This is a genomic window from Robiginitalea sp. (genome assembly GCF_049588695.1).
In the GTDB taxonomy this organism is placed as follows: domain Bacteria; phylum Bacteroidota; class Bacteroidia; order Flavobacteriales; family Flavobacteriaceae; genus Robiginitalea.
The window spans coordinates 1-1,665 of sequence record NZ_JBAVZJ010000016.1 but is presented as its reverse complement, the minus strand read 5'-3'; the positions used below and the strand labels follow the sequence as shown (position 1 = coordinate 1,665).

The following is a 1,665-nucleotide window of genomic DNA, read 5'->3' as shown; positions in this document are numbered from 1 at the left end:
ATGCCAGTGCGTCAGACGGGCAGAAAGCAATGGGGAATGGGAAAACTCCAGGGTGAGATCCCCGTTTATTTCGTGAATATTGATTGTACCATATATATCGGACTCATAGGTGCCTGCCAGGTTTTCGATACCGATAGACGGCTTTGTATTCAATACCCGTTTTGCTTTGCGATCTGCAATACGCGTGTCTTTGGCCCTATTTTCGTCCGTGCGTTTCAGGTAATCGGCGGACCAGTCCTTCTCAGTTTCCACACCAAGGAATCGATCCAGGGCGTAATACGTAGCCGCCATTATCGGGCTTTTGACCCCGTTGGTGAGGACAACCACTCCCAGATTTTCGTCGGGGATCAGGGTTACTGCCGTGATCATACCGTCGTAGCCGCCCGTATGTCCGACCCGCATGCGCCCGTGGTAATCACTTAAACCCCAGCCCAGCCCATAGGCGTTGAAATGCCTGCCAAAGTCATTTGGGGAGGTGTGGTCCACCATGTGGTTGTTGTGGGGAGTCCAAACTGTATTTCGGGTGCGTTTGGAAAGTAGGGTATCCCCGTCGTGAATCCCGTTATCCAGATTGAAAACCATCCATTTCGCGAGGTCAGAAACACTCGAAACCAGCCCCCCTGTGGCGGCGACATTGTCCCAGCTGGTCCAGGGGATGGGGTAATTTCCCGTTTCATTCCGGGCATGGGGGGTGGCATAGTTTCCCTTGGCCTCCAGTTCTTTTACCGAGGCTATGGTGCGATCCATGCCCAGGGGCTGCAGGATACGTTGTTCAACATTTTCAGCCCAGCTTTTACCCGTGACCGTCTCTATGATTTCCCCTGCTGCGATAAACATCAGGTTTGAATACCCATAACCGGAACGGAAAGCGTACGCCTGGGGAACGTGTTTATAACGCTTTATGAATTCCTCGGCCGGCAACTCGGACTTATACCAGATATTATCCCCGCTAAAAGTCCCAAGACCCACCCTGTGGCTGAGGATATCCCGGATAGTCGTGTGTTCACTGACCCAGGAATCGTATAAGTCAAAATAGGGGAGGTATTTGCGGACGGGATCGTCCCAGTCGAGTTTTCCTTCCTGTACCAGCATGCCTATGATAGCTGAGGTAAAGGCTTTGGAATTGGAGGCAATGGCATAGAGGGTATTGGCGTCCGGAGCGCCCTGCTTCCCAACTTCCATAACCCCGTAGTTCCCTGTAAATATTAATTCCCCGTCTTTGACAATCCCAATGGATGCGCTCGGGATGTCCCAGTCAGCCACCATTTTATCGAAGTACTTATCCAGTTTACGCAGGTCGACATCGGCGGTTTTCTGGGACTGGAGGGCCACTGGCAGCAAGAACAGCAGGAACAAGAATGTAGTGATTTTCTTCATACCTAAATGTAGCAATTTTGGTTGGAAGAGAGATGGAATATGGTTTTACTATTATCAGTATTTCCTGACTTCAATTTTGCTTAGGGCTGCGATCTATTGGACTTAAATTCCTTGTCCAACCTCACCAAAAGGGCGTGCTCTATTTTGTTTTATTTGCGCTGTTCATTCCAGTTATTGATTTGCAGGGCTATTACAATTCCAAGGACATCGAGAATTATTTCTCCAATCGCGTACTTCAGGTATCATCCGGTATTGTTTTTCGTCATAAGGTCGTAACGTATTTTTCGA

The 1,665-nt window shown here is 49.3% G+C and carries 1 protein-coding gene; it reads right to left on the bottom strand.

What is annotated here, in order from left to right; genetic code table 11:
- Positions 1–1,377, bottom strand: a 1,377-nt coding sequence (locus tag WBV75_RS00265; protein WP_424118665.1) for a serine hydrolase, incomplete at its 3' end; no start/stop codon positions are given.
- Positions 1,378–1,665: the final 288 nt, after the last annotated feature.